The sequence below is a fragment of the Ensifer sp. Root954 genome, assembly GCF_001429005.1.
GTDB lineage: Bacteria > Pseudomonadota > Alphaproteobacteria > Rhizobiales > Rhizobiaceae > Ensifer > Ensifer adhaerens.
This window is the reverse complement of sequence record NZ_LMJM01000052.1, coordinates 475,076-497,887: the sequence shown is the minus strand read 5'-3', so window position 1 is coordinate 497,887 and position 22,812 is coordinate 475,076. Positions and strand designations below refer to the sequence as shown.

Sequence of the window (22,812 nt, the reverse complement as noted above, 5' to 3'; positions counted from 1 at the left end):
CACCCCGCCGCACAGCTTGCATTTTGCAGGCCCTCCACCCCGGGGAAGGCCCGCAATGGCGCCTATTTCGCCGTTCGGCGCGCCCGCCAGACTCGTCCGGCTGTCAGAACGGCCAGCGCCGGCATCAGCGCAAACAGCCAGAAGAGCCAGCGTGTCGCCATCGCCACGCCTTCCGTCGACGGCGTTTCGATGCCGGCGAGATTGGCGGTAAGCCCGGCCAGCGCCGCGCCGAGTGCTGCGGAGAAGAGCTGGACCGTGGTAATCGAACTCGACGCCTTCTCCGCTTCGCCTTCCGGCGCAAATTCATAGACGGCCGTCACGATGTGCGGCCAGGCAAAGCCCATGCCGAAGCCGACCGCCATGATGCCGAGGCTGAGCGGCGCGGCGATCACCATGAATTCCGATCCTGCCATCGGCATGAACAGCGCAATCAGTGCCAGGCCGACAAAGCCGAAGGCCGGGCCGGCAAAGATCGTCTGCTTTGCCCTTTCCCCATGCCAGTGGGCGCTTGTCATCGACCCGGCGGTCCAGCCGATCGACATCAGCGCCGCAATGTAGCCGGCTACCAGCGGCGACAATCCGTGCAGCTCCTGCAGGAGGTACGGCACATAGATTTCCGGCTGCAGGCCGACCATCAGCAGGGTGATCGTAGCATAAAGGGCTGCCAGCGGGGAGGTCGGGGTGAAACTGCCGGAGGGGAGCAGCTTGCCTGTCGCCCGTTTCTCGACGACGAGCAGTGCCAGGAACATGAGGATCGCCGCGCCGACGCAGCCTACCTGCTCCACCGCCGTGGTCAGCGTGCTGGCGATGGAAAGCGCAAGCACGATGGCGAGGAGCAGTGCCAGTTGCACCAAGGGAAGCGGCGTGCGTGCGCCTTCGCCGGCAGCCTTGCGCGGCAAGGTCGAGAAGGCGAGGGTTGCCAGCAGCGCCGTCAGCGGCAAGAGCGACCAGCAGGCGACGCGCCAGGTGGAAAACTCCGCGAACATACCGCCGATCGCCGGACCGACCAGCGTCGCCGTACCCCAGGTGGCCGAAATCAGGCCGATGGCGCGGGTCCAGAGCTCTGGCCGGAAGACCTCACGGATCACGCCATAGGCAAGCGCATAGAGCAGCCCGCCGCCGAAACCCTGGATCGCGCGGCCGGCGAGCAGCATCGCCATCGAGGGGGCCGCAGCGCAGAGGAATGTGCCCAGCCCGAAGACCAGCGCACCGATCGCATAAGCGCCGCCGGCGCCGACGGCACCAAGCAGCCGGGCCGACAGGGCCGCGCCGAGGATCGAGGCGGCGACGAAGACGGTCGTGCTCCAGGCGTAATATTCGAGCCCGCCGATCTCGCGCACGATCGACGGCATGATCGTCGTCACGACGTAGATGTTGAGCGCGTGCAGCGCGACGCCGCCGCTGAGCACCAGCGAATGCACGGCGTTCCCGCCGGTCAAAAGCGCGCGCCAGCCGGTTTCCTGGTGGGCTGCGGATGTTTTTTCGAGCATGTCAGTACCTCATGCAGCGGTATTGCCGAAAACGTGCGGCCGGCCTGGCCGGTGGGGAGGATCACGTTTGCAAGGGCGATGCCGCCATTATCAGTGGAGCGCAGCCTCGCCGAAATGCGTGAGCTTGTCCGGGTTGCGCATGATGAAGATGTCGTTGACGTTTCCGTCGCCGTCATAGCCGAAGGCGACGGTTGCCGCGATCTCGTTTTTCGCTTCGTCTCGAAGCACGATGCCGCGGCCGCCGTTGATGTCGCCGATTTCCCAGACGTAATGCGACCAGTATTCGGTAAGCCGATCGATGATAAAGGCGAGCACCGTCTCCTTGCCCGAGAGCACTCCGAGCACGGTCGCCACCTTGCCGCCGCCGTCGGCTGTCAGCTTCACATCGGCCGAAAGCAGGGCCGAGAGGCTAGCGACATTGCCGCCGTGGATTGCCTGGTGGAAGGCCGAAAGCAGTTCGTCCTGTCGCTCACGCGGCGTCTGGTGCCGGGCTTTTTCGAGCCCGATATTGGTCTTGGCGCGCGACACCAGCTTGCGGGCGGCGGTTTCCTGCATGTCGAGCGTTTCGGCCACTTCCTCATAGGGCTGGCCGAAGATCTCGTGCAGCAGATAGGCGGCGCGCTCCTTCGGTGTGAGCCGTTCGAGCATCAACAGGAAGGCCGTCGTCAGTGAGGATGTCAGCGCAAGCTTCTCCTCGGCATTGTCATCGCTCGCCGTATGGATCGGCTCCGGTAGCCATGCGCCGACATAATCGATGCGCTTGCGGTGCGCCGCCTTCAGGAGGTCGAGGCAGCGCCGCGTGCAGGCGGTCGTCAGCCACGCCGCCGGCGTTTCGATCGTTGTCCGGTCGACCTCCTGCCATTTCAGGAACGTATCCTGCACCGCATCTTCCGCATCGGCACGCGAGCCGAGGATGCGGTAGGCAAGGCCGAGAAGGCGCGGGCGCGCCTCCTCGAAGATCTGCATGTGCTGCCGGTCGTTCATGTCAGTGCCTCGAGATCTGGATGCGGTTCCAAAGGTTGATCATCGCCACCGTCGCGGTGATGACGCTGATCTCCTTTTCGCTGAAATGCTGGCGCAGCTCGGCGCGAAGCGGCGCAAAGTCGGTGCGCGGCTCGAGTTCGGTCAGAGCTTCGGTCCAGGCAAGCGCTGCCTTCTCGCGCGGCGTGAAATCATTGACCTGGTCCCAGACGATGATGCGGTCGAGCCGCTCGTTGCTCTCGCCCTCGGTGCGGGATTCCTTGGTGTGCATCTTCACGCAGAAGCCGCAGCGGTTGATCTGCGAGGCGCGCAGCTGCACGAGATTGTGGATCGTGCGGTCGAGCCCGTGCAGGTCCATGGTCTTGTGCACGTCGGCGAGCGCGCCGAGCACATCGGAGATTTCCTGTTCGTAGCGGACGGCCTTGGTATCGGTCATGGTCTCAACTCCATCGTTGTCGTGGTGCCTATGACCAATTGACGATCGACGCCGGACAGCTGTGACGCGGGCACGATGATTTTTCTCGCAGGACGCGAAGAAAAATGCATGAGCTGATTATTTTGAAGAAGTTTCAATAATTTGGAGAGTCGCGATTTCTCGCCGTGCATCAGGCTTTCGGTGGGTAGCTGTGCTCGCGACCGCGAAAATCCGTGACGGTGTAGCAGCCGCCGCCCTCGTCCGCGATCGAGGCAGCGCTGATCACCGCCTTGCCGTGCCCGCCAGGAATGTCGAGGATATAGGTCGGCTGGCAGAGGCCGGAGACGCGGCCGCGCAGGGCGGCAACCAGCGCCTGGCCTTCCTCGATCGTCAGGCGAAAATGGCTGGTGCCGGGGGCGAGATCCGGGTGGTGCAGGTAGTAGGGCTTGATCCGCGTTTCGACGAAGGCGCGCATCAGGCCGGCAAGCACCTCGGCATCGTCGTTGACGCCCCTCAAGAGCACCGATTGGCTGATCATGACGATGCCGGCATCGATCAGTCGGGCAGAGGCGGCACGTGCCTCGTCCGTCAGCTCGCGCGGGTGGTTGGCATGCAGCGCCACATAGGTCGCCTTGCCGCTGGCTTTGAGTGCAGCGATCAGGTCGGCGTCGATGCGTGCCGGCTCGACCACGGGCACACGGGTGTGGAAGCGGACGATCTTCACATGCGGGATCGGCTTCAGCCGTTCCATGAGTTCGGCGAGCCGCCGCGGGGACAGTACCAGCGGATCGCCGCCGGTGAGGATCACCTCCCAGATTTCCTTGTGTTCGGCGATGTAGGCGATCGCGGCATCGAGTTCGGCTGGCGTCAGCGTGCCGAGCCCCTGGGGCCCGACCATTTCGCGGCGGAAGCAGAAGCGGCAATAGACCGGGCAGACATGCACGGCCTTCAGGAGCACTCGGTCGGGATAACGGTGGACGATTCCGGTCACCGGACTGTGCGGCTTGTCGCCAATCGGGTCCTCGCGCTCTTCGGGCAGCAGGATCAACTCGGCGGCATCCGGCACGAACTGCCGGGCAATCGGGTCATTGGGGTCGTTGGGATCGATGAGACCGGCGATGACGGGGCTGATCGCAACGGCATAACGCTCGGCAACGGCGGCAACCGCCGCCTCCTTGGCGCTGTCGACGAGGCCAGTTTCGACCAGCTCGCGTGCGGTCTTGATCGGGCGGTGGACGTTCATGCTCGTGTCTCCGCCACTGGCGCCCAGAGCACCTGGTCGATGCGTGAGGCTCCGGTTGCGAGCATCACCAGCCGGTCGAAGCCGAGCGCGATGCCGCTTGCCTCGGGCATGATCGCGAGCGCTGCAAGAAAATCCTCGTCGAGCGGATAGGTCTCGCCGTAGACGCGGGCCTTCTCCGCCATCTCCATTTCGAAGCGACGCCGTTGTTCCGGCGCATCCGTCAGCTCGCCGAAGGCATTGGCAAGCTCAACGCCGCAGGCATAGAGCTCGAAGCGTTCGGCAACGCGAGGGTCGCGTGCGGCAGGACGCGCCAGTGCCGCCTCGGCGGTTGGATATTCGTCGAGGATCGTTGCGCGGCCGAAGCCGAGGTGCGGCTCGACCTTTTCGACAAGCACCCGGCTGAAAAGATCGGCCCAGGTGTCGTCATGGGCGACCCGAAGGCCGGCTGCCGCCATCGTGGCAGCCAGATGGTCGCGGTCGGTCTCGCCATTGGCGGCGATCGAGGCCAGCAGGTCGATGCCGGCAAAGCGCTCGAAGGCGTCCGCCACGCTGAGGCGCTCCGGAGCGGCGAAGGGATCGCAGTCCTGCCCCTGGAAAATGAACTGCTTGGTGCCGGTGGTTTCCGCCGCAAGCGCCAGGATCTCGGCGCAGTCGCGCATCAACGCCTCGTAGCTTTCGCCGGCGCGGTACCATTCGAGCATGGTGAACTCGGGGTGATGAAGCGGCCCGCGCTCGCGGTTGCGGTAGACATGGGCAAAGCAGGCGATGCGCTCTTCGCCGGCGGCCAGCAGCTTCTTGCAGGCAAATTCCGGCGAGGTGTGCAGATAGAGCGGATGGCCGGTTCCGTCGTGGTTGAGCGCCTCGGTCGCGAAGGCATGCAGGTGCGCCTCGTTGCCGGGCGAGACCTGCAGGGTCGCGGTATCGACCTCGATGAAGTCGCGTGTCTCGAAGAACCGGCGCAATACCGATTGGATCCGGTTGCGGCCGAGAAGAAACGGGCGCCGGTCGGCATGGACATCGGGTGTCCACCAGGGTGAGGCATGCGACATGATCGGTTCAGTCCAGGCTTTCTTCGTGCAGATACCGGCTCAGGCTGGCTATTTGCGCGAAATTAGGGTAGTGGCGGCGCGAAATCCTTCTTTCCGCGTCCTTCAGGGCCCGTGTTTCCGGCCCGCGGTGTCGCGCATACCTCTGTTACAAGGAAGACTAATGGTCAAGGTCATCGCTTCATCTGTCCGTAAGGGCAACGTTCTCGACGTCGACGGCAAGCTCTATGTCGTGCTTACCGCCCAGAACTTCCACCCGGGCAAGGGCACGCCGGTCACCCAGGTCGACATGCGCCGCATTTCCGACGGCGTGAAGGTCTCCGAACGCTACCGCACGACCGAACAGGTCGAGCGCGCCTTCGTCGAAGACCGCGAGCACACCTTCCTTTATGAAGACGCCGAAGGCTTCCACTTCATGAACCCGGAAAGCTATGACCAGCTGGTCATGACCACCGAGGACATCGGCGATCTCAAGGCCTACCTGCAGGAAGGCATGGCCGTCATTCTTTCGATCCACGAAGGCCTGGCGATCGCCATCGACCTGCCGCGCCACGTGACGCTCGAAATCACCGAGACCGAGCCGGTCGTCAAGGGCCAGACGGCTTCGTCGTCCTACAAGCCGGCCATTCTGTCGAACGGCGTCCGCACGCTGGTTCCGCCACATATCCAGGCCGGCACCCGCGTCATCATCGCGACGGAAGACGGCTCCTACGTCGAGCGCGCCAAGGACTGAGGCATCGACCAGGTCAATTTGGACGGGGACGGCAGCGAAGGTTGCCGTCCCCGTTTTCGTTTCGGGCAGGCCGCATGAGCAACCAGAAATTTAAGGGGCGTATTTCGAAAAACGGGTGCTAGGATGCGGCGCCGTTACGACGTGTCACGAGAGGGCCTGCATGTTCCCATTGTCGCATATGATGAAGTCGTTCATTCGCAAGGGTCGCCTGACGGTGATCGATGCCGATGGCAAGAGGCACGTTTATTCCGGGACGCCAGGACCGGAAGTGACGATGCGTCTCACCGACAAGAAGCTTTATCGCAGCCTCGTCTTCAATGCCGAACTGGCCGCCGGCGAAGCCTATATGGACGGCACCATGCGCTTCGAGGAGGGCTCCACCCTTCGCGATTTCCTGACGCTATTTTCGGTCAACCGCCTGTCGCTCGGCTCCTACCCGATCCAGAAGTTGCTGCGCGCGGTAAAAATGCGCTTCCGCAAGCGTCAGCAGGCCAACCCCAAGGGCAAGGCCCAGCAGAACGTCGCGCATCACTACGATCTCGGCAACGAGTTCTACAAGCTGTTCCTCGACGAGAACATGCTCTACTCCTGCGCCTACTTCCGCGAGCCCAACGAGACGCTCGAGACGGCGCAGCGCAACAAGCTGAGGTTGCTTGCCTCCAAGCTTTGCCTGGAGCCCGGCATGAAGGTGCTGGATATTGGCTGCGGCTGGGGCGATCTCGCGATGTACTTGGCGCAGCTGGCGGATGTTCAGGTGCTCGGCGTCACGCTTTCCAAGGAGCAGCAGGCGCTTGCCACCGAACGGGCGCGCAAGGCGGGCCTGTCGGACCGGGTGCGCTTCGAGCTCAAGGACTATCGCGATGTGCAGGGGCCGTTCGACCGCATCGTCTCGGTCGGGATGTTCGAACATGTCGGCGTCCATCACTATGACGAGTTCTTCAAGAAGCTGAACGCGCTGATGCCGGACGACGGCCTGGCGGTGCTGCATTCGATCGGCCACATGAGCCCGCCCGGCATGGCGAGCTCGTGGCTTCGCAAGTACATCTTCCCGGGCGCCTATTCGCCGGCACTGTCGGAGGTCTTCGAGGTCGTCGAGCGCAACAGCCTCTGGGTCAGCGATCTCGAATTCCTGCGGGTGCACTACGCGACGACGCTTGCCCATTGGGGCGCGCGCTTCGACGCGAACCGCGACAAGGTGATCGCCCTGTACGACGAGCGCTTTGCCCGCATGTGGGAGTTCTATCTGATCAGTGCCGAGATGATGTTCCGCACCGGCAGCCAGCTTGTCTTCCACATGCAGCTGTCGCGCTCGCGTGATGCGGCGCCGATCGTTCGCGACTACATCACCGACCGCCAGCGCGACTACATGGCCCGCGAACAGGCGCTCGCTCTCAACCTTTGAACGGGTGTTCTCCGTCACCTTGCCAGCGTAATCGCTTGTAGTCGAAGCCGAACTCCAGCGTCGGCTTGACGATCGCGAAGAACGGCGAGAGGTCGAAATCCCTGGGCGTGTAGAGCGAATGATGGCGGATATGCAGGATCTCCTCGCGTGAATAGGTCGAGGTCGCGGACGCCCGTCCGGGCGCGCGGGTAACCTCGGGCAGGATCGGATAGCGGATCTGCTCGAAGGCGGCCGCAATCAGCGTCGAGCAGATCGCGCGCGTCGGGTCGCCGGAACCGAAGGCAAGCAGGCGCCGCCGCCAGCGCACCGGAACCGGCGGCGTCGGCATGAAATAGCGCAGCATGTCCAAAATGTTCTTCAGGTCGTATTTCATCCCGAGCCTCGAGATCATGAAGCCGACGAGTGCTGTGCGATCATCCGGCGTCAGCGCGATAGGCCGGCAGATGCGGGTGTTGAACGAGGCGTATTTCTTCAACGGCACGGCAACGCAGCCCTCGCCGATGTTTACCTCGATCAGTTGCGGCCGCTCGATGACGGGTAGTGTCGCCTGATCGAGCGTCAGCGGCATCTGGTCACCGGCAAAGAAGGCGGCATGCGACCAGGTCGATTGCGTCAGATACTTGATCGCTGCCGAAACCTTCTGGTTGCCTTCGATCAGGAGAATGTCGCCCGGGCGCAGCGTGCGCGCCAGCGTTTCCTGATCGGATGGCGTGTAGGGCTCGTAGCCCGACGTCTGCGCCTGCAGGCGGGCGGCGAGCCTGGCGCCGACACGATCGAGCAGCGTGTCCTTGCTTTCGGAAAGTGGATAGATGGTCCTCATCGAGGCGATCGCTCCGGGGAGGGGATAGGGATTCGAAACTGGCGGGCATGGTGGCCGAGCCGCGACACTCTGTCGAGCGATTGTTACATGATTGCATAGCTTTGGGCTTGACGGTGCGATCCTGCATTTCTATTTTAGAATTATTCTAAAGAAGGTTTCCTCCCAATGTTTTCCCGTCTCTTCTCCCGTTCCAAACGCCCGTTTTTGTCTCTCAGCGAACAGGAAATCCTGGCGCTCGCCATCTCCTCCGAGGAGGACGACGGGCGCATCTATCTCGCATATGCGGATGCGCTTCGGGCGCAGTACCCCCACTCGGCAAAAGTGTTCGAGGAGATGGCGGAGGAGGAAAGCCACCACAGGCAATGGTTGATCGATCTGCACGTCCAGCGCTTCGGCAACCGCATCCCGCTGATCCGGCGCGAACATGTGCGCGACTTCCCCGAGCGCAAGCCTGACTGGCTGATTGCCGAAATGCCGATCGAAAAGGCACGCGAGGAGGCCGAAGCGATGGAGGAGGCGGCGCACCGCTTCTATGTCGAGGCCGCCACCAGAACCCAGGATGCCGCCACCCGCAAACTGCTCGGCGATCTCGCGATCGCCGAAAAGTCGCATGAATCGCTCGCCCGTCGGCTTGGCGAAGAGCATACGCCTGAGGACGTGCGCGCCGAGGAGGACCAGACCGCGCGCCGCCAGTTCATCCTCACTTACGTTCAGCCCGGTCTCGCCGGCCTGATGGACGGCTCGGTCTCGACGCTGGCCCCGATCTTCGCCGCTGCGTTTGCCACCCAGGATACCTGGCAGACCTTCCTTGTCGGTCTCTCGGCCTCCGTCGGCGCCGGCATCTCCATGGGCTTCACCGAAGCCGCCCATGATGACGGCAAGCTTTCCGGTCGCGGCTCACCGATCAAGCGCGGCCTTGCCTCCGGCATCATGACCGCGCTCGGCGGTCTCGGCCATGCGCTGCCCTATCTGATCCCGCATTTCTGGACGGCGACCGCGACTGCAGCGGTAATCGTCTTCGTCGAGCTTTGGGCGATCGCCTTCATCCAGAACCGCTACATGGAAACGCCGTTCCTCAGGGCCGCATTCCAGGTGGTGCTCGGCGGCGGTCTGGTGCTCGCGGCCGGCATCCTGATCGGCAACGCCTGACGGGCGAGCGGGAGATACGAAAAAGGGCCGGTTCGACCGGCCCTTTTTTGAAACTCTTCTGTCGCCTTGAGGTCAGTTGCCGACCGAGCCGACGAGGACTTCCGCGCCGTTCTGGATGGTGACCCAGCGGCCGCTGTGGTTCGACGCCTGGCGCTTCAGGTAGCGGTAGGGCGTGTTGGTCCAGAGCTTGACGCCGTTTTCGAGGTTATCGAGGATGAAGTCGCCCTGCGAGGTGCGAACGGTCAGAACCGCATGGCCTTCGCCGTCAGGCTTGCGCACCACGGTGATCAACAGGTCGCTTGCCGAGAAGCCCCTGCTCATCAGGCGCTTGCGCTTTTCGAGCACGAAGTCTTCGCAGTCGCCGGCGCCGTCCGGATAGGACCAGACTTCGTCCCGGCCGTGCAGTTCCAGGTCGGTCATCGGCGTGATCTCGCGGTTGACCGCCGCGTTCACCTGCCGGATCGTTGCCCAGCCTCGTTCGGTCACACGCGCAGCGACGGTTCCCTTGGAGCGTACGTTGCACTCGCTCTTGTACTTCTGGCAGAATTCGTAGTGGCCGATCGGCTGCGAGGTCGCGGAGCCGGTCTGCATCCAGGGAGGCGATCCCGCCTGTGCGGGGATTACCGTGTTTGCTGAAATGAAAAGTGCGCAGAACGCCGCGATACTTCCCTTAACCCCAGTCCAAGACGCCATACAAGTCCCCTGCGGCGCGGTATGCCGGACGCTCTTTGTCCGGACCCATTCGCGCAATCCTGAGTTGAAGGCAGCTTGTTTAGGTTCGTCCCCGGCGCTGCTCTAATCGTTAATAAAGAGTTAATAACGTCGGGGCTGCGGAGTCAATCTCCGGAATCGGGGCATCGGACTTTATGGTTAAAACCGGAGCGGGGTGCACGCGAACCGTTGCGCCGCAGGGGATCTGCGGCACAGGACGGGTTTTGTCCTTGAGGTTCGGTCGAAAAGGAAGGGCTATTCCGGCATGGGCTCAGGCGAGCATCGTGCCGATCGCCTGTTTCATTTTAGCAATGTCTTCTTCACGCGAGAGGCGATGGTCGCCATCGCGAATGAGCGTCATGACGACGTCGTCGGCGGGTAGGTGCTCCATCAGCCGCAGGGCGTGGGAGTAGGGGACATCCGGGTCGCGCATGCCCTGCAGGATGTGCACCGGGCAGCCGGTGGAGATCGTGCCGTCGAGCACCCGGTTGGCCCGCCCGTCCTCGATGAGCGCGCGGGTAAAGATGTTCGGCTCGGGGCTGTATTCGGAAGGCTCCTCGAAATAGCCGCGTTCTAAAAGCGAGGCCCGCTCGGCACCCGTCAGGTTGGGCTCGATCAGTTCGGCGGTAAAGTCGGGTGCCGGCGCGATCAGGACGAGACCGGCGAGCCGGTTTCCGTCGCCCCGGCGCCTGAGCTCCTGGATGACCCGCAAGGCAATCCAGCCGCCCATCGACGAACCGATCAGCACCACGCGCCCCGGTGCCGCCTGATCGATGACGGCGAGGCTTTCTTCCAGCCAGCGCGAGATCGTGCCGTCGGTGAAGGCGCCGCCGGAGGAGCCATGGCCGGAATAATCGAAGCGCACGCAGCCAGCCCCCCGTTCCATGGCATAGCGCTCGACTTCGACCGCCTTGGTGCCGGTCATGTCCGAGCGGTAGCCGCCGAGCCAGACCAGTGTCGGCTGCCCATCCGCCGGCTTGGCGGCGTGCCGCACGCGCATCGCGATCTTGCGCGCGGCCTCCGCTGCGCCGACCTCGATGAAGCTGATTTCCGTCTCGGCTGGCGTATCCTGCATGCAAATTCTCTCCAAAGGCCCGTTTCGCTGGCGATTTTCTTTCTAAAACAGATTCGTCTTGCTATCGACAGGTGGTGATTTTCCTTGCAAGCCGTGCTATTGACTCTCCCGTCGCAATTCACACATTGCCGTCGGTGACAGATTCAGGCGCTTCGTTTGGGATCGCGCCGGCGAACGAATTAAACAACATTTTTCGAAATAGCTCGAGGAGAGTACGACCATTCGCAGACCGTTCAAAGCGGACGCCCCCGTCAAGGAGGGGCCGCGCTCAAACAAGGAAATCCGGGTGCCCCGGGTTCAGCTTATCGACGCCGAAGGCCAGAACATCGGCGCCGTCCCGATCGACCAGGCGCTCCGTATGGCGGAGGAAGCCGGTCTTGATCTGGTGGAAATCGCGCCGAACTCCGAACCGCCGGTGTGCAAGATCCTCGATCTTGGCAAGCTGAAGTTCGCCAACCAGAAGAAGGCGGCCGAAGCGCGCAAGAAGCAGAAGATCGTCGAAATCAAAGAAATCAAGATGCGTCCCAACATCGACACGCACGATTATGACGTGAAGATGCGGGCGATGAACCGGTTTTTCGAGGACGGCGACAAGGTCAAGGTCACGCTGAAGTTCCGCGGTCGCGAAATGGCCCACCAGGAACTCGGCATGAAGCTTCTGCTGCAGGTCAAGGACGACACCCAGGCGATTGCCAAGGTGGAAGCCGAGCCGAAGCTCGAAGGCCGCCAGATGATGATGGTTCTCGCGCCGCGCTAAGCGCGTGCCGCCCATCCGTCGAGATGACGAAAGCCGCCTCCGGGCGGCTTTTTTCGTTTGCGGGATCCTTCGGGCTTTGCTGACAGAATGCTGACAATCGCCCTCAGCGAGCTGTCAGGCGTCCCGTGCCATTCTCTCCGCATCGCATCGGGAGAAGGAGCCGAGATCATGACTTCAGTACTGCGCAAGGCCTTGCTCGTTTCTACGGTCGCCGTCTGCGGCCTCGTTTCGGCGCCGATTGGCGCTTCCCTCGTTGCCACCGGAGCGTCGAATCCCTTCTCGACCACGGCGCTCGCCGACGATGACGATGACGGCGACGATAACGGCGGTCGTGGTGGCGGCAATGACGACCGCGACGACGGTCGTCACAACGATCGAGACGATGACGATGATCGTGGCCCCGGTCATCGCGACGACGATGATGATGACCGCTTCGACGACATCGACGACGACTTCGATGATGCCCGAGATGATCATGAGATTGAACTGCGGGTGACCGACGAAAATCTCCGGGGCCTGCGCAATGGTTCGCTGGTTGCCGTCGACAATCTCGGCCGTGTGCTCGAGGTCGAGGTGGAATACGAACATGGCGTTCGCGTCGTGACGGTCGAGCCGCACGACAGCGATATCCGGCGCAATCCGGGACCGGTCGGCAGCGTCTCCATCCGGCCGGCATTCTGATCAAGTCACAATTTGCCCGGCGCATTCGCCCCACACCATGCGCCGGAGCGATGGTCGGCCGTCACCAGCCCGCCCGGCGGCCCGACCCGGCAAGCGCATGCCCCCTGTGCCCGAAACGGCGCTGGGGGCATGCGCGTCGCTGGCGTTCTCGCCAAGGCTGGCATAGGCTCGCCCCGAACGATGCCCGCGGCGTCGCCGCAGACGAACCACCTGGCGGATGCTTGCGCAAACGCATTTGGAAGGACCCGACGCTGAGGAGCAGTTGCGACAGGATGAAGCCATGGCGATGACACGACGAGACCTGATCGCGCTCTTCTGCTGCTCGCTCCTGCTTTCGCTCGCGCCGCAGCCCGGCGGCATGGCGGCTCTCGCCAAGGATGACGACGACGATGATGACGGTGGCTCGCATGGCGGCGGCGGGCACGGCAACGACGATGACGACGATGACGACGAAGACGATGATGATGATGATGACGACGAAGACCTCGGGCCGGACGGTGCCGGCGGTATCCGTCGGAGCGATCAGGAGCGGGCGCGCGACGGCGTCGAAAAGGGCGACATCCTGCCGCTGAAGGAGGTTCTCCGGCTGGTCGACGAAGACAGGTACGGCCAGGTCATTGCGGTCGATCTCAAGCGATCGGGTGGCAGCGAGATTTACCGGCTCCGCACCCGCGACGAGCAGGGCACGATCCGCAACCTGCGCATCAATGCTCGAACCGGCAAGTTCGTGAACATTTTCGGGTTCTAGAGGAACGACATGCGGATTCTTCTGGCGGAGGACGATCCCAACATCGCGGCCCATGTGGCAAGCCGGCTGGAGGCGGAAGGCTACGGCGTCGATACGCTCACCCATGGCCCGGATGTCTGGGAGCAAGGGGAGAGCGGTAACTACGCCCTGGTCATCCTCGATCTCGGCCTGCCGGGCATGGACGGGCTGTCGATCCTGAAGCGTTGGCGGCAGGCGGGGCTGGAGACGCCGGTTCTGGTTCTGACGGCGCGCGGCTCCTGGATGGAGCGCGTCGACGGTTTCGATGCCGGGGCGGACGACTATCTGCCGAAACCCTTTCGGGCCGAGGAGCTTCTGGCGCGGCTGCGCGCCCTTCTGCGGCGCGCCGGTCCGCGTGTTGGGTCGGTGCGTGCTGCCGGACGCTTCACCCTCGACGAGGCGGGGCGCCGGGTGACCTTCGACGGGCTGCCGCTCGACCTCAGCCCGCTCGAATACCGCATGCTTGCACTGTTCGTGGAGCGCAAGGGGCAGGTTGTCACGCCGCTCGAGCTGGCAAGCCACGTTCAGGGCCGCGACGACGATGCCGCCAAGAATGCGGTGGAAGCGATGATTGCCCGTCTGCGCAAAAAGACGGAGAGCGGTGCGATCGAAACGCGGCGCGGATTTGGCTATGTCCTGCCGGACGGTGGCGCATGATCCGCTCGTTGCGGCTGAGGCTGGCAATCGGCGCATCGGTCGCCATCTGCCTGGTTCTGCTGGTGGTCTGGCTCTCCTTGAGCCGGCTTTTTACCGACTACGTTGCCGGGCGCTACCGCGCCGAAATGGCAACGCTCGTCGATACGGTTGCCGCCCAGGTGCGGGTGCGCAACGGTGAATTGGTGCTGCCGCGCGCGCCGGCCGATCCGCGCCTGAGCCTGCCGGCCGGCGGCCGCTACTGGCAGCTCGACCGCGACGGCGGCACTCCTCTGGGTTCGCGCTCCCTGTGGGACACGGTAATCGATGCCGATCGCCCGTCGGCGCCGCACCACCTGGGCTTCCTCGAAGCGGAGGGGCCGGATGGCGCGCCGATCCTTGTCTACCGCCAGGCCCTGACGCTTGGCGAAGGCGCGGATGCCAGGCAGTTCGCGGTTACTGCCGGCTTTGCGCGCAGCGAACTCGATGACGCTCTTTCCGCCTTTCACGGCCGTATCCGGCTGATGCTGCTGGCGACGGCCGTCGTGCTTGCCGGCGCCGCATTCCTGCAGGGTGCCCTCGGCCTTCTGCCACTGGTGCGGCTGCGGGAGCGAGCCGCCCGCGTCCGGTCCGGCGAGGAGAAGGATTTTGGCCTGGCCGGGCCAAGTGAGGTGCAGCCGCTCGTCAGCGAAATCAATCTTCTGCTTGCGGAGCGCGCGACGGCGCTGGCGCAGGCCCGGGCGCGCGCCAGCGACCTCGCCCACGGGCTGAAGACGCCGCTGACGGTGCTGGCGCAACTCGCCGAAGGCCTGCCGAAACACCAGCGCGACATCGCGCTCGAACAGGTCGACCTCGTACGCCAGCGCGCCGACCGCCAGCTTCAGGCGGCCCGCATGGGCGTCGAGCGCATGGCAACGACCTTACTCGCCGATCTCGGCAACAAGCTGGTCAGCGTCCTGCGTCCCGTGACCGCGGAGCGCGACGTCGTCTGGGAGGTCGACATCGATCCGTCGATTTCACTCGACGTCGATCCGGCCGACCTTGCCGAATGTCTCGGCAATCTGCTCGACAATGCCGCCAAATGGGCGCGGGCACGGATCCGGCTATCGGCCGAGGTGGTCGACGGGCGCGTGCGGATCACGGTCGGTGACGATGGGCCGGGGGTTGCCGAGGGCGACCGCGAGCAGGCGATGTGCCGCGGGGGGCATAGTGCCAATGCCGCGCCGGGCCAGGCCTCCGGCAATGGCCTGGGGCTGGCGATCAGCGCCGATATAGCGGAGGCCTATGGCGCGACCATGTCGCTCGGGCAGTCGGCCCTGGGCGGTCTCGAGGTCGCGCTGATCTTCGACGTCGGCGGCGGCAGCCGGCGTCCGCGCGATCCGACCTGAGGCGCAATGCGTCGTCGCAAAAAAAGGCGGCATGCGCAGGCGGCGAAGGCACTGGATCGCCGCTTGCAGCCCGCTCTTTCGATTCCCCAGTTGCGCTTTTCGGGATGTGCGGTTATAAGCCCCCGTCCGAACGGTCCGGCAGGGCATGCCGTGGCCGTTCTTAACGCTGGAAATGGACCTCGTCTGTCCGTTTCGATTCTTAAGAACAATGGAGTAGCAAAATGCCCAAGATGAAGACGAAATCGTCTGCCAAGAAGCGGTTCAAGATCACCGCGACCGGCAAGGTTCGTGCAGCAGCTGCTGGCAAGCGCCACGGCATGATCAAGCGTTCCAACAAGTTCATCCGCGACGCACGTGGAACCATGGTTCTCGCGGAGCCTGATGGCAAGAAGGTCATCAAGAACTACCTGCCCAACGGTCTCTAAGACTTTCAGGCATATTGGACACGTTAAGGAGATCATGACATGGCACGTGTAAAACGCGGCGTAACCGCTCACGCCAAGCACAAGAAGACGCTCAAGGCAGCCAAGGGCTTCTATGGCCGTCGCAAGAACACCATCCGCGCCGCCAAGGCAGCGGTTGACCGTTCGAAGCAGTTCGCTTACCGCGACCGCAAGGTCAACAAGCGCAACTTCCGCGCTCTCTGGATCCAGCGTATCAACGCTGCCGTCCGCGAATTCGGCCTGACCTACGGCCGCTTCATCGACGGCCTGAACAAGGCTGGCATCGAAGTTGACCGCAAGGTTCTGTCCGACATGGCTATCCATGAGCCGGCAGCATTCGGCGCCCTCGTCGAAGCTTCCAAGAAGGCGCTCGCCTATCTCAAGGAAGCCGGCACGGCAAACGAGTTTGAAAGCGCTGTTCGTTAAGCCAGCGTTTTCCCAAAATCGTTTTTGAAATTAGTTGGGAAACCCGCGCTGGCAGGGCTGGCGCGGGTTTTTCTTGTTTTACGGGACGAAAGTGTACCACGATCGAAGGGGACCATGCGCGGTCCCGGAGCTTGATGACGACGATATGACGTCTCTGCTGGCAGCGCTTGCAGCCGGCCGGGAGCGCGTTGAGCGCTGCGAGCTCAAGGATCGTATGGTCTGGATCAAGCGCTATCATCGTCAGGGCCCTCGTCTTTGGCTGCGCACGCAAGCCTTCGTCGCGCGGGTCTGTGGCCTTCCGGTACTGTTGCCGTCCCCGCTTCTCGACGTCGAGGGCATGATCGAGCGCGAAGTTCGCCAGATCGCGACCTTCTCCGCGGCCGGTTTCATGACGCCCGAGGTTGTCTACCGTGGGCCGAAGGTGCTGGTTCTCTCCCATCTTGGTCTGCCGGTCAGCAAGCATATGGGGCCGCTGCGCAACAGCGACGCCGCCGCGCACGATCAGCTGCTGGTGCGCTGCGCTGCGGAACTCGGGCGCCTGCACCGCGCAGGTCTCTGCCACGGACGTCCGCATCCGCGCGATTTCATCATCGACAACGGCGAATTCGGCTTCCTCGATTTCGAGGAGGTGCCTGCGAGCGTCATGCCGTTGGCGACCGCCCAGGCGCGCGACCTCTGGCTCCTGTTCCTGCAGGTGGCGAGCCGGGCCGTGCAGCCGGAAACCCCGGCCGCGGCCTTTGCCGCCTGGAGGCGCGCAGCGCCGGCGGAAGCCAGCCGGGCGCTCACCGAAATCATGCCGCTCTTCATCCGCTTCCTGCCGCTGGCGCGCTTCGTCCTGCGCTTCCGCAAGGGCAACGATATCATCCGTTTCATCGCTGCGACGGACTATCTGGCGGGTGCAACGCGATCACATTCCTGAAGACAAGAACCGATATAGAACCGAACCCATTCCCGCATCGAGGCAGGACAGAATGAGCGAACTGGAAACACTGGAACGGACACTCCTGGCGGACATCGACGCCGCCGGCGACGAAGGATCGATCGAGGCGGTGCGCGTCAACGCGCTCGGCAAGAAGGGCTCGATCTCCGAGCTCCTGAAGACGCTCGGCACCATGACGCCGGAAGAGCGCCAGACCCGCGGCGCGCAGATCAACGCGCTGAAGAACACGGTCGCCGAAGCGATCGCCGCCCGCAAGTCGGCGCTGAAGGACCAGGCGATCGCCGAGCGCCTGGCGCGCGAGACCGTCGATATCAGCCTGCCGGTCCGCTCGTCGCCCGCCGAGCGCGGCCGCATCCACCCGATCAGCCAGATCGTCGACGAGATCACCGCGATCTTCGGCGACATGGGCTTCTCGATCGCCGAAGGTCCCGATATCGAGACCGACTACTACAACTTCACGGCGCTGAACTTCCCCGAGGGTCATCCGGCCCGCGAGATGCACGACACGTTCTTCTTCAACCCGGATGAGAACGGCGATCGCAAGGTGCTGCGCACGCACACCTCGCCGGTGCAGATCCGCACGATGGAAGCGCAGAAGCCGCCGATCCGCATCATCATCCCCGGCAAGACCTACCGCCAGGATTCGGACGCGACCCACTCGCCGATGTTCCATCAGGTCGAAGGCCTGGTCATCGACAAGGCGGCCAACGTCGCCAATATGCGCTGGGTGCTGGAAGAATTCTGCAAGGCCTTCTTCGAGGTGGACCAGGTGACGATGCGCTTCCGCCCGTCCTTCTTCCCCTTCACCGAGCCGTCCTTCGAGGTCGACATCCAGTGCGACCGCTCCGGCCCGATCGTGAAATTCGGCGAGGGCACCGACTGGATGGAGATCCTCGGCTGCGGCATGGTGCACCCGAACGTGCTGCGCTCGGGCGGGCTCGATCCGGACGAGTACCAGGGCTTCGCCTGGGGCATGGGCCTCGATCGCATCGCCATGCTGAAATACGGCATGCCGGACCTGCGCGACTTCTTCAACGCCGACGTTCGCTGGATGACCCATTACGGCTTCCGCCCGCTGGACATGCCGACGCTGTTCGGCGGTCTCTCGGCCTGATCGCGCGTAGATATTTAGGACACAGGTGAAATCATGAAATTCACGCTTTCCTGGCTCAAGGACCACCTTGAAACCGACGCTTCGCTGGAAGACATCTGCGCGCGCCTGACGATGATCGGGCTCGAAGTGGAAGACGTCGACGACAAGGCCGCCTTCAAGCCCTTCGTCATCGCCAAGGTCGTTTCGGCCGAGCAGCATCCGAACGCCGACAAGCTGCGGGTACTGATGGTCGACACCGGCGCCGGCGCTCCGATCCAGGTCGTCTGCGGCGCACCGAATGCGCGCGCCGGCCTTATCGGCGCCTTTGCAGCCCCCGGTACCTATGTTCCCGGCATCGACGTGACGCTCGCCGTCGGCACCATCCGTGGCGTCGAAAGCCGCGGCATGATGTGCTCGGAAAAGGAACTGCAGATCTCCGAGGACCACAACGGCATCATCGACCTTCCGGCCGACGCACCCGTTGGCACCAGCTATGCGGCCTATGCCGGCCTCGACGATCCGATGATTGAGATCAACCTGACGCCGAACCGGCCGGATTGCACCAGCGTCTACGGCATTGCCCGTGACCTCGCCGCTTCCGGCCTCGGCACCTTGAAGGCGCGCAAGGCGCCGGCCTTCAAGGTGGAAGGCGACACGCCCACCAAGCTGACGCTCGATCTCGGCGAAGACAGGCATCTCTGCCCGGGCTTCTCGCTGCGCCTGGTGCGCGGCGTCAAGAACGGCCCGTCGCCGAAGTGGATGCAGCAGCGCCTGCTGGCAATTGGCCTCCGCCCGATCAATGCGCTGGTCGACATCACCAACTACATGACCTTCGACCAGGGCCGGCCGATGCACGTCTTCGACGCCGCCAAGGTCGAGGGCAACCTGACGGTCCGCCGCGCCAAGGACGGCGAGACGGTGCTGGCGCTTGACCAGCGCGAATATAAGCTCGGTCCCAACAACGTGGTCATCGCCGACGAAAAGGCGATCGAGTCGATCGGCGGCGTCATGGGCGGCGAACATTCCGGCTGCGACGAGAACACCACCGACGTCCTGATCGAATCGGCTCTCTGGGACCCGATGAACATCGCCAAGACCGGCCGCACGCTCGGCATCATCACCGATGCGCGCTACCGCTTCGAGCGTGGCGTCGACCCGGAATATATGGTGCCCGGTCTCGAGCGCACCACCGAACTGGTGCTCGAGCTTTGCGGTGGCACCGCCGCCAAGGCGGAAGTGGTCGGTTATGCCGGCCATGAGCCGAAGATCGTCGACTTCCCGGTTTCCGAAGTGAAGCGCCTGACGGGCCTTGAGGTTTCCTCCGAGGAAAGCGTCTCGATCCTGAAAAAGCTCGGCTTCGGCGTGGAAGGTTCTGGCGACCGCTTCAAGGTGTCGGTTCCTTCCTGGCGTCCCGATGTCGACGGCAAGGCCGATCTCGTCGAAGAGGTCATGCGCATCCACGGCGTCGACAACATCGTCGCAGCCCCCTTGCCGAGCCATGGTACCGTCAACGGCAAGATCCTGACGACGCTGCAGATCCGCACGCGCCTTGCCAAGCGCGCGCTTGCCAGCCGCGGCATGCTCGAAGCCGTTACCTGGTCGTTCATCTCCGAAGAGCAGGCAAAGCTCTTTGGCGGCGGCGCACCGGCACTGAAGCTTGCGAACCCGATTGCCTCCGACATGTCGGACATGCGCCCGTCGCTGCTGCCGGGCCTTTTGACGGCTGCCCAGCGCAATGCCGACAAGGGTTTCGGCGACGTCGCGATCTTCGAAGTCTCCGGCACCTATGAAGGCGATACGGCGGACGCGCAGCGCCGCGTAGCCGGCGGCATTCGTCGCGGCACGGCTTCCTTGAACGGTGCAGGTCGTCTCTGGTCGAACGCCGCCAAGGGCGGCGGCAAGCCGGTCGACGTGTTCGACGCCAAGGCCGACGCGATTGCCGTGCTCGAAGCCTGCGGCGTGCCGATGGGCAACGTCCAGTTCGAACCGGGCGGTCCCGCTTGGTATCATCCGGGCCGCTCCGGCACGATCAAGCTCGGCCCGAAGATCGTTCTCGGCACCTTCGGCGAGTTCCATCCGAAGACGCTGGAAGCGCTCGACGTCTCCGGCGCACTCTGCGGCTTCGAGATCTATGTCGATGCCATGCCGGAGCCGAAGAAGAAGGCGACCCGCACCAAGCCGGCGCTCGATCTCTCGCCGTTCCAGGCGGTCAAGCGCGACTTTGCCTTCGTTGTCGACAAGGCCGTGGAAGCCGGCGCAATCCTGCGCGCCGCTTCGGGTGCCGACCGCAAGCTGGTGACCGGCGTCAGCGTCTTCGACGTCTTCGAGGGTGCATCGCTCGGCGAAGGCAAGAAGTCGATCGCCATCGAGGTGACCATCCAGCCGGTCGAGCGTACGCTCACCGACGAGGATTTCGAGGCGCTCACCGCCAAGATCGTCGCCAATGTGACGAAGACGACCGGCGGCGTACTGCGCGCCTGATCCGATCGACAAAACGGATACCGAAGGGCCGCTGCACCGCAGCGGCCCTTTTTCGTTGCGGCCTATTGCGCGCGCTGCATCAGCTCGATGCGGTTGCCGAACGGGTCGTTGACATAACATCTGCGGTAGCCGGCAAGCGGCTCGTCCTCGGCGATCGTCACGCCGCCGGCTTCGAGCCTGAGGATCATCCGCTCGAGATCGTCGACCAAAAAGGCCGGATGGGCCTTGCGCGCCGGCACGAAATCCTGGTCGATGCCGAGGTGCAGGCGGATGCTGCCCCGCTCGAACCAGCAGCCGCCACGGCCAAGCAGATTGGCGGGCTTGGCGACCTCCGTCAGCCCGAGCAACCCGCCATAGAAGCCGAGCGCCAAGTCTTCGCCGCCTTCCGGTATCGCAAGCTGCACATGGTCGATGGCAAGCAGCCGGCTGGCCGATCTGGCCTCGGGTCCGCCGTCCGTCATTGCGCGTGCAGGTGATAGATCTTGTTGACGATCAGCCAACGGCCGTCGATCTTCACCAGCGACAGGTAATCGGAGAAGCGCTCTCCGGCGAAGCTGTCGATGACCTTCACCGTGGCGGCGTCGCCGGTGATGTCGATCATCTGCACGTCCATTTCCGGCTGTGTTCCGGGTGGTGCCGCACCGGTATCGAGGATCGCCTTGATGAAGCCGTCACGCGTCATCCATTCGAGCGCGCCCTGGTAGTTGCCGATGATCGCCGCATCGGGATGGAACGCCTTGCGCAGCGCCCCTTCGTTGGCAAATGCCATGCCGTCCACATAGAGGTGCACCACTGCACTGATCGCCTGCTCGTCGGACATCCCGCTCCTCCCCAGTTGCTTGTTGCTCAGAGGTAGTGCGTTCAGCGGGAATTTCGATGGGCATTCTCTCCGCTGCGGGAGCGGAGAGAAATTTTGGCTCAACGATTGGTGAGTGCCAGCGAGGCGTCGGTGTAGCGTTTTCCTGCGACCAGGGTCGGCGAGAGTGCGTCGGACAGCCGGGTGGTTTCTTCGACCGTGAGCCGGATTTCCGCAGCGGCGGCGTTCTGCTCCAGATGGTCGAGCTTGCGGGCACCCGGGATCGGCACGATGAAATCGCCTTGGTTGATGACCCAGGCGAGCGCCAGCTGGGCGGCGGTCACGCCCTTCTCCTCGGCCAGCGCCTGCAGCGTCTCGACCAGTCGGACGTTGGCGTCGAAGTTCTCCGCCTGGAACCGCGGCAGCGAGCGGCGAAAATCGTCGGCTTCCAGATCCTCGGCTTTGCGGATCGCGCCGGTCAGCATGCCGCGTCCAAGCGGGCTGTATGGCACGAAACCGATGCCGAGTTCGCGGCAAGTGGCAAGCACGTCTTCTTCCGGATCGCGCGTCCACAGCGAATACTCGCTCTGCACCGCGGCGATCGGATGAACCTTGTGGGCGCGGCGGATGGTGGCGGCACTCGCTTCCGAAAGGCCGAGCGCGCGCACCTTGCCCTCGCGCACCAGCTCGGCCATGGCGCCGACGGTGTCCTCGATCGGTACGTCAGGGTCGACGCGGTGCTGGTAGTAGAGATCGATGACATCTGTGCCGAGCCGCTTGAGCGAGGCTTCCGCTACCGCCTTCGCATGCTCCGGCCGGCCGTCGACGCCCCTGATCGCCTGGACGCTCGGCACGCCGGTCTCGATGCGGAAGCCGAACTTGGTGGCGATGACCACCTTGTCACGCACCGGGCCGAGCGCCTTGCCGACGAGCTTTTCGTTCTCGAAGGGACCATAGACTTCGGCCGTGTCGAAGAAGGTGACGCCGAGATCGACGGCGCGCTGCAGCGTGCGGATCGATTCCGCTTCGTCCGCAGCGCCATAGGCGAAACTCATGCCCATGCATCCAAGGCCGATGGTGGAGACGGTAAGCTCACTTCCGAGTTTGCGGGTCTTCATGTCGTGTCCTTTATGGCTGCCATGCGTCGGAGCTAGCGCGTTGGGAGCGCACGTCTATCTTCCGAGGCATGAAATGGTGGGTGGCACCGCCGCCCACGCCCTTTTGTGGCGGCGCGACGGGTTCCTCTGCCTCATCGCCAGACGAGCTCCTCGCTTCGTCCTGACGCTGGCGACATGTGAAGAATAGGGCTCGATGGGGCGGCTGAAAATCACTGTCAATTCTCA

General features: G+C 63.8%; 25 protein-coding genes. 13 read left to right on the top strand and 12 right to left on the bottom strand.

Annotation, left to right across the window (positions count from 1 at the left end; translation table 11 throughout):
- Positions 1-62: 62 nt before the first annotated feature.
- The 5 genes from ASE71_RS32965 to epmA form a co-directional block, all read right to left on the bottom strand.
- Complete coding sequence (locus tag ASE71_RS32965; protein ID WP_082566368.1) at positions 63-1,490, bottom strand: MFS transporter; 1,428 nt, start codon at positions 1,488-1,490, stop codon at positions 63-65.
- Between the two features lie 90 nt (positions 1,491-1,580).
- On the bottom strand, positions 1,581-2,474 hold the full coding sequence (sigJ, locus tag ASE71_RS32960; RefSeq protein ID WP_034804673.1) for an RNA polymerase sigma factor SigJ: 894 nt from the start codon (positions 2,472-2,474) through the stop codon (positions 1,581-1,583).
- Position 2,475: 1 nt separating this feature from the next.
- Positions 2,476-2,907, bottom strand: coding sequence for a carboxymuconolactone decarboxylase family protein (locus tag ASE71_RS32955; protein ID WP_034804671.1), 432 nt, complete (start codon positions 2,905-2,907; stop codon positions 2,476-2,478).
- Positions 2,908-3,076: 169 nt separating this feature from the next.
- Positions 3,077-4,129 carry a lysine-2,3-aminomutase-like protein gene (locus tag ASE71_RS32950; protein ID WP_060519566.1) on the bottom strand — a complete coding sequence of 351 codons (1,053 nt, stop codon included), beginning with the start codon at positions 4,127-4,129 and terminating at the stop codon, positions 3,077-3,079.
- Positions 4,126-5,178, bottom strand: coding sequence for an EF-P lysine aminoacylase EpmA (gene epmA / locus ASE71_RS32945; protein ID WP_060519569.1), 1,053 nt, complete (start codon positions 5,176-5,178; stop codon positions 4,126-4,128). The genes ASE71_RS32950 and epmA overlap by 4 nt, the downstream gene beginning before the upstream one ends.
- Positions 5,179-5,338: 160 nt before the next feature.
- On the opposite strand from epmA, the gene efp reads away from it, so the two are divergent.
- Positions 5,339-5,908 (top strand): elongation factor P, encoded by a 570-nt coding sequence (gene efp, locus ASE71_RS32940; RefSeq protein ID WP_029742428.1) that lies wholly within the window; start codon positions 5,339-5,341, stop codon positions 5,906-5,908.
- A 160-nt stretch (positions 5,909-6,068) separates the two neighbouring features.
- Positions 6,069-7,310 (top strand): SAM-dependent methyltransferase, encoded by a 1,242-nt coding sequence (locus ASE71_RS32935; protein WP_060519571.1) that lies wholly within the window; start codon positions 6,069-6,071, stop codon positions 7,308-7,310.
- On the opposite strand, the gene ASE71_RS32930 is transcribed toward ASE71_RS32935, so the two are convergent.
- Positions 7,300-8,130, bottom strand: coding sequence for a lipo-like protein (locus ASE71_RS32930; RefSeq protein ID WP_060519573.1), 831 nt, complete (start codon positions 8,128-8,130; stop codon positions 7,300-7,302). The two genes, ASE71_RS32935 and ASE71_RS32930, sit on opposite strands and share 11 nt — an antisense overlap.
- A 165-nt stretch (positions 8,131-8,295) precedes the next feature.
- On the opposite strand from ASE71_RS32930, the gene mbfA reads away from it, so the two are divergent.
- On the top strand, positions 8,296-9,279 hold the full coding sequence (mbfA, locus tag ASE71_RS32925; RefSeq protein WP_029742431.1) for an iron exporter MbfA: 984 nt from the start codon (positions 8,296-8,298) through the stop codon (positions 9,277-9,279).
- A gap of 72 nt (positions 9,280-9,351) precedes the next feature.
- Here mbfA and ASE71_RS32920 read toward each other — a convergent pair whose 3' ends face one another.
- Together ASE71_RS32920 and ASE71_RS32915 are read right to left on the bottom strand one after the other, a co-directional pair.
- Complete coding sequence (locus ASE71_RS32920; RefSeq protein ID WP_060519575.1) at positions 9,352-9,972, bottom strand: transglutaminase-like cysteine peptidase; 621 nt, start codon at positions 9,970-9,972, stop codon at positions 9,352-9,354.
- A gap of 289 nt (positions 9,973-10,261) precedes the next feature.
- Positions 10,262-11,065 carry an alpha/beta hydrolase gene (locus ASE71_RS32915; RefSeq protein WP_060519577.1) on the bottom strand — a complete coding sequence of 268 codons (804 nt, stop codon included), beginning with the start codon at positions 11,063-11,065 and terminating at the stop codon, positions 10,262-10,264.
- A gap of 220 nt (positions 11,066-11,285) precedes the next feature.
- On the opposite strand from ASE71_RS32915, the gene infC reads away from it, so the two are divergent.
- The gene (gene infC / locus ASE71_RS32910) at positions 11,286-11,822 is read left to right on the top strand and encodes a translation initiation factor IF-3 (RefSeq protein ID WP_034804663.1); all 537 of its coding nucleotides are present in this window, start codon (positions 11,286-11,288) and stop codon (positions 11,820-11,822) included.
- A gap of 174 nt (positions 11,823-11,996) precedes the next feature.
- On the opposite strand, the gene ASE71_RS32905 is transcribed toward infC, so the two are convergent.
- On the bottom strand, positions 11,997-12,299 hold the full coding sequence (locus tag ASE71_RS32905) for a hypothetical protein (RefSeq protein WP_060519580.1): 303 nt from the start codon (positions 12,297-12,299) through the stop codon (positions 11,997-11,999).
- 15 nt (positions 12,300-12,314) lie between these two features.
- Here ASE71_RS32905 and ASE71_RS32900 point away from each other — a divergent pair, with 15 nt between their 5' ends.
- The 9 genes from ASE71_RS32900 (at position 12,315) to pheT (ending at position 20,673) form a co-directional block, all read left to right on the top strand.
- Positions 12,315-12,503, top strand: coding sequence for a hypothetical protein (locus tag ASE71_RS32900; RefSeq protein WP_029742436.1), 189 nt, complete (start codon positions 12,315-12,317; stop codon positions 12,501-12,503).
- A 280-nt stretch (positions 12,504-12,783) separates the two neighbouring features.
- A complete protein-coding gene (locus ASE71_RS32895; protein ID WP_060519582.1) occupies positions 12,784-13,251 on the top strand; it encodes a PepSY domain-containing protein in 468 nt (155 codons plus the stop codon).
- A 9-nt stretch (positions 13,252-13,260) separates the two neighbouring features.
- A complete protein-coding gene (locus tag ASE71_RS32890; RefSeq protein WP_029742438.1) occupies positions 13,261-13,926 on the top strand; it encodes a response regulator transcription factor in 666 nt (221 codons plus the stop codon).
- On the top strand, positions 13,923-15,290 hold the full coding sequence (locus ASE71_RS32885) for a sensor histidine kinase (protein ID WP_060519584.1): 1,368 nt from the start codon (positions 13,923-13,925) through the stop codon (positions 15,288-15,290). The genes ASE71_RS32890 and ASE71_RS32885 overlap by 4 nt, the downstream gene beginning before the upstream one ends.
- A gap of 221 nt (positions 15,291-15,511) precedes the next feature.
- A complete protein-coding gene (gene rpmI, locus ASE71_RS32880; protein ID WP_025425550.1) occupies positions 15,512-15,715 on the top strand; it encodes a 50S ribosomal protein L35 in 204 nt (67 codons plus the stop codon).
- 39 nt (positions 15,716-15,754) lie between these two features.
- A complete protein-coding gene (rplT, locus tag ASE71_RS32875; protein ID WP_029742440.1) occupies positions 15,755-16,159 on the top strand; it encodes a 50S ribosomal protein L20 in 405 nt (134 codons plus the stop codon).
- A gap of 145 nt (positions 16,160-16,304) precedes the next feature.
- Positions 16,305-17,078, top strand: a complete 774-nt coding sequence (locus ASE71_RS32870; protein ID WP_060519586.1) for a hypothetical protein — start codon at positions 16,305-16,307, stop codon at positions 17,076-17,078.
- Between the two features lie 52 nt (positions 17,079-17,130).
- The gene (gene pheS, locus ASE71_RS32865) at positions 17,131-18,213 is read left to right on the top strand and encodes a phenylalanine--tRNA ligase subunit alpha (RefSeq protein WP_029742442.1); all 1,083 of its coding nucleotides are present in this window, start codon (positions 17,131-17,133) and stop codon (positions 18,211-18,213) included.
- A 33-nt stretch (positions 18,214-18,246) separates the two neighbouring features.
- Entirely contained in the window at positions 18,247-20,673 is a 2,427-nt protein-coding gene (gene pheT, locus ASE71_RS32860; RefSeq protein WP_060519588.1) for a phenylalanine--tRNA ligase subunit beta, read from the top strand.
- A gap of 62 nt (positions 20,674-20,735) precedes the next feature.
- On the opposite strand, the gene ASE71_RS32855 is transcribed toward pheT, so the two are convergent.
- The 3 genes from ASE71_RS32855 to ASE71_RS32845 form a co-directional block, all read right to left on the bottom strand.
- On the bottom strand, positions 20,736-21,134 hold the full coding sequence (locus ASE71_RS32855; protein ID WP_060519590.1) for a VOC family protein: 399 nt from the start codon (positions 21,132-21,134) through the stop codon (positions 20,736-20,738).
- Positions 21,131-21,493: a nuclear transport factor 2 family protein gene (locus tag ASE71_RS32850; protein WP_034804642.1), complete on the bottom strand. Its 363-nt coding sequence runs from the start codon at positions 21,491-21,493 to the stop codon at positions 21,131-21,133. The genes ASE71_RS32855 and ASE71_RS32850 overlap by 4 nt, the downstream gene beginning before the upstream one ends.
- 98 nt (positions 21,494-21,591) lie before the next feature.
- Entirely contained in the window at positions 21,592-22,587 is a 996-nt protein-coding gene (locus ASE71_RS32845; RefSeq protein ID WP_034804639.1) for an aldo/keto reductase, read from the bottom strand.
- Positions 22,588-22,812 lie beyond the last annotated feature (225 nt).

Bases quoted from the DNA above. Each gene is read 5' to 3' on its own strand.
- ASE71_RS32965 (WP_082566368.1), bottom strand. From the start codon at position 1,490: ATGCTCGAAAAAACATCCGCAGCCCACCAGGAAACCGGCTGGCGCGCG.
- sigJ (WP_034804673.1), bottom strand. From the start codon at position 2,474: ATGAACGACCGGCAGCACATGCAGATCTTCGAGGAGGCGCGCCCGCGC.
- ASE71_RS32955 (WP_034804671.1), bottom strand. From the start codon at position 2,907: ATGACCGATACCAAGGCCGTCCGCTACGAACAGGAAATCTCCGATGTG.
- ASE71_RS32950 (WP_060519566.1), bottom strand. From the start codon at position 4,129: ATGAACGTCCACCGCCCGATCAAGACCGCACGCGAGCTGGTCGAAACT.
- epmA (WP_060519569.1), bottom strand. From the start codon at position 5,178: ATGTCGCATGCCTCACCCTGGTGGACACCCGATGTCCATGCCGACCGG.
- efp (WP_029742428.1), top strand. From the start codon at position 5,339: ATGGTCAAGGTCATCGCTTCATCTGTCCGTAAGGGCAACGTTCTCGAC.
- ASE71_RS32935 (WP_060519571.1), top strand. From the start codon at position 6,069: ATGTTCCCATTGTCGCATATGATGAAGTCGTTCATTCGCAAGGGTCGC.
- ASE71_RS32930 (WP_060519573.1), bottom strand. From the start codon at position 8,130: ATGAGGACCATCTATCCACTTTCCGAAAGCAAGGACACGCTGCTCGAT.
- mbfA (WP_029742431.1), top strand. From the start codon at position 8,296: ATGTTTTCCCGTCTCTTCTCCCGTTCCAAACGCCCGTTTTTGTCTCTC.
- ASE71_RS32920 (WP_060519575.1), bottom strand. From the start codon at position 9,972: ATGGCGTCTTGGACTGGGGTTAAGGGAAGTATCGCGGCGTTCTGCGCA.
- ASE71_RS32915 (WP_060519577.1), bottom strand. From the start codon at position 11,065: ATGCAGGATACGCCAGCCGAGACGGAAATCAGCTTCATCGAGGTCGGC.
- ASE71_RS32905 (WP_060519580.1), bottom strand. From the start codon at position 12,299: ATGATCATCTCGGGCATCATCGAAGTCGTCGTCGATGTCGTCGAAGCG.
- ASE71_RS32895 (WP_060519582.1), top strand. From the start codon at position 12,784: ATGGCGATGACACGACGAGACCTGATCGCGCTCTTCTGCTGCTCGCTC.
- ASE71_RS32890 (WP_029742438.1), top strand. From the start codon at position 13,261: ATGCGGATTCTTCTGGCGGAGGACGATCCCAACATCGCGGCCCATGTG.
- ASE71_RS32885 (WP_060519584.1), top strand. From the start codon at position 13,923: ATGATCCGCTCGTTGCGGCTGAGGCTGGCAATCGGCGCATCGGTCGCC.
- rpmI (WP_025425550.1), top strand. From the start codon at position 15,512: ATGCCCAAGATGAAGACGAAATCGTCTGCCAAGAAGCGGTTCAAGATC.
- rplT (WP_029742440.1), top strand. From the start codon at position 15,755: ATGGCACGTGTAAAACGCGGCGTAACCGCTCACGCCAAGCACAAGAAG.
- ASE71_RS32870 (WP_060519586.1), top strand. From the start codon at position 16,305: ATGACGTCTCTGCTGGCAGCGCTTGCAGCCGGCCGGGAGCGCGTTGAG.
- pheS (WP_029742442.1), top strand. From the start codon at position 17,131: ATGAGCGAACTGGAAACACTGGAACGGACACTCCTGGCGGACATCGAC.
- pheT (WP_060519588.1), top strand. From the start codon at position 18,247: ATGAAATTCACGCTTTCCTGGCTCAAGGACCACCTTGAAACCGACGCT.
- ASE71_RS32855 (WP_060519590.1), bottom strand. From the start codon at position 21,134: ATGACGGACGGCGGACCCGAGGCCAGATCGGCCAGCCGGCTGCTTGCC.
- ASE71_RS32850 (WP_034804642.1), bottom strand. From the start codon at position 21,493: ATGTCCGACGAGCAGGCGATCAGTGCAGTGGTGCACCTCTATGTGGAC.
- ASE71_RS32845 (WP_034804639.1), bottom strand. From the start codon at position 22,587: ATGAAGACCCGCAAACTCGGAAGTGAGCTTACCGTCTCCACCATCGGC.